A 3,323-nucleotide genomic window follows, 5' to 3' on the forward strand; every position below is an offset into this window, starting at 1 on the left:
AGTGAATCAACTTCAGCGTCTGTAAGTGCAAGCCAATCAGCAAGCGCATCAGTAAGCTCAAGTGAATCAACTTCAGCATCTGTATCAGCTAGCCAATCAACTAGCGCATCAGTAAGCTCAAGTGCCTCAGCTTCAGCATCTGTAAGTGCAAGCCAATCAGCTTCAGCATCAGTAAGCTCAAGTGAATCAGCTTCAGCATCAGTAAGCTCAAGTGCCTCAGCTTCAGCATCTGTAAGTGCAAGCCAATCAACTTCAGCGTCTGTATCTGCAAGCCAATCAGCTTCAGCATCAGTAAGCTCAAGTGAATCAGCTTCAGCGTCTGTATCAGCTAGTCAATCAACTTCAGTATCAGTAAGCTCAAGTGAATCAGCTTCAGCGTCTGTATCAGCTAGCCAATCAGCTAGCGCATCAGTATCTGCAAGCCAATCAGCTTCAGCATCAGTATCAGCTAGCCAATCAACTTCAGCATCAGTATCTGCAAGTGAATCAACTTCAGCGTCTGTAAGTGCAAGCCAATCAACTAGCGCATCAGTAAGCTCAAGTGAATCAACTTCAGCATCTGTATCAGCTAGCCAATCAGCTTCAGCATCAGTATCTGCAAGCCAAAGCACTTCAGCATCAGTAAGCTCAAGCCAATCAGCTTCAGCATCTGTATCAGCTAGCCAATCAACTAGCGCATCAGTATCTGCAAGCCAATCAACTTCAGCGTCTGTAAGTGCAAGTCAATCAGCTTCAGCGTCTGTAAGTGCTAGCCAATCAGCTTCAGCATCTGTATCAGCAAGCCAATCAGCTAGCGCATCTGTATCAGCAAGTCAATCAGCTTCAGCGTCAGTAAGTGCAAGCCAATCAACTTCAGCATCAGTAAGCTCAAGCCAATCAGCTTCAGCATCAGTATCTGCAAGTGAATCAGCTTCAGCATCAGTATCTGCAAGCCAAAGTGCTTCAGCTTCTGTAAGCTCAAGTCAATCAGCTTCAGCGTCAGTATCTGCAAGCCAAAGCACTTCAGCATCAGTATCTGCAAGCCAAAGCGCTTCAGCATCAGTATCTGCAAGTGAATCAGCTTCAGCATCAGTATCTGCAAGTCAATCAACTAGCGCATCAGTATCTGCAAGCCAATCAGCTTCAGCATCTGTATCAGCAAGCCAATCAGNTAGCGCATCTGTATCAGCAAGTCAAAGCGCTTCAGCATCTGTATCAGCAAGCCAATCAGCTAGCGCATCTGTATCAGCAAGTCAATCAGCTTCAGCGTCTGTATCAGCAAGTCAATCAGCTTCAGCATCTGTATCAGCAAGCCAATCAGCAAGCGCATCAGTAAGCTCAAGTCAATCAACTTCAGCATCAGTATCTGCAAGCCAATCAGCTTCAGCGTCTGTAAGTGCAAGTCAATCAGCTTCAGCATCTGTATCAGCTAGTCAATCAGCTTCAGCATCTGTATCAGCAAGTCAATCAACTTCAGCATCAGTATCTGCAAGCCAATCAGCTTCAGCGTCTGTAAGTGCAAGCCAATCAGCAAGCGCATCAGTAAGCTCAAGTCAATCAACTTCAGCATCAGTAAGCTCAAGCCAATCAGCTTCAGCGTCTGTAAGTGCGAGCCACTCAGCAAGCACAAGCATGAGCAACAGCGTGTCTGCCTCAATCAGTGCTTCAGTATCAGCAAGCACAAGCTTGAGCAACAGTGTATCTGCTTCAATCAGTGCATCTGAATCAGCAAGCACAAGCTTGAGCAACAGNGTATCTGCNTCAATCAGTGCATCTGAATCAGCAAGCACAAGCATGAGCAACAGCGTGTCTGCCTCAATCAGTGCGAGCCAATCAGCAAGCACAAGCTTGAGCAACAGCGTATCTGCCTCAATCAGTGCATCTGAATCAGCAAGTACAAGCTTGAGCAACAGCGTGTCTGCCTCAATCAGTGCATCTGAATCAGCAAGCACAAGCATGAGCAACAGCGTGTCTGCCTCAATCAGTGCGAGCCAATCAGCAAGNACAAGCTTGAGCAACAGCGTGTCTGCATCAATCAGTGCGAGCCAATCAGCAAGCACAAGCTTGAGCAACAGCGTGTCTGCTTCAATTAGTGCATCTGAATCAGCAAGCACAAGNTTGAGCAACAGCGTATCTGCTTCAATTAGTGCTTCAGTATCAGCAAGCACAAGCATGAGCAACAGCGTGTCTGCTTCAATCAGTGCGAGCCAATCAGCAAGCACAAGCATGAGCAACAGCGTGTCTGCTTCAATTAGTGCATCTGAATCAGCAAGTACAAGCTTGAGTAACAGCGTATCTGCTTCAATCAGTGCTTCAGTATCAGCAAGCACAAGCTTGAGCAACAGCGTGTCAGCCTCAATCAGTGCGAGCCAATCAGCAAGCACAAGCATGAGCAACAGCGTGTCAGCATCAATCAGTGCATCTGAATCAGCAAGCACAAGCTTGAGCAACAGCGTGTCTGTTTCAATTAGTGCGAGCCAATCAGCAAGCACAAGCTTGAGTAACAGCGTGTCTGCTTCAATCAGTGCGAGCCAATCAGCAAGCACAAGCTTGAGTAACAGCGTATCTGCTTCAATTAGTGCTTCAGTATCAGCAAGCACAAGCATGAGCAACAGCGTGTCAGCATCAATCAGTGCATCTGAATCAGCAAGCACAAGCTTGAGCAACAGCGTGTCTGTTTCAATTAGTGCGAGCCAATCAGCAAGCACAAGCTTGAGTAACAGCGTATCTGCTTCAATCAGTGCGAGCCAATCAGCAAGCACAAGCATGAGCAACAGCGTGTCTGCTTCAATCAGTGCGAGCCAATCAGCAAGCACAAGCATGAGCAACAGCGTGTCTGCCTCAATCAGTGCATCTGAATCAGCAAGCACAAGCTTGAGTAACAGCGTATCTGCTTCAATCAGTGCGAGCCAATCAGCAAGCACAAGCTTGAGTAACAGCGTATCTGCTTCAATTAGTGCTTCAGTATCAGCAAGCACAAGCATGAGCAACAGCGTGTCTGCCTCAATCAGTGCAAGCCACTCAGCAAGCACAAGCATGAGCAACAGCGTGTCTGCTTCAATTAGTGCGAGCCACTCAGCAAGCACAAGTTTGAGCAATAGCGTATCAGCCTCAATCAGTGCATCTGAATCAGCAAGCAACAACTCAAGTAGTACTTCAGTTTCAACAAGTACTTCAGTAAGCTTGAGCAATAGCGTTTCAAGCAGTTTGAGTACAAGTGCGTCACAACAATCTAACTCATTCAGCTATAGTAAGGGTGAGCCAACAAGCGAATCTAAGCCAGAGTTTAACCTTCCTAGCTACCTTGAATCTGTAAGTGCAAGTGAGTCAGTTTCACTCAGCAA

General features: G+C 46.8%; 1 pseudogene. It reads left to right on the forward strand.

The window, feature by feature from the left end:
* Nucleotides 1–3,323, forward strand: a pseudogene (locus D8854_RS09970) (accessory Sec-dependent LPXTG-anchored adhesin); the annotation flags it as partial.

The sequence above is a fragment of the Streptococcus mitis genome (genome assembly GCF_003943905.1).
Taxonomy (GTDB): Bacteria; Bacillota; Bacilli; order Lactobacillales; family Streptococcaceae; genus Streptococcus; species Streptococcus mitis_BC.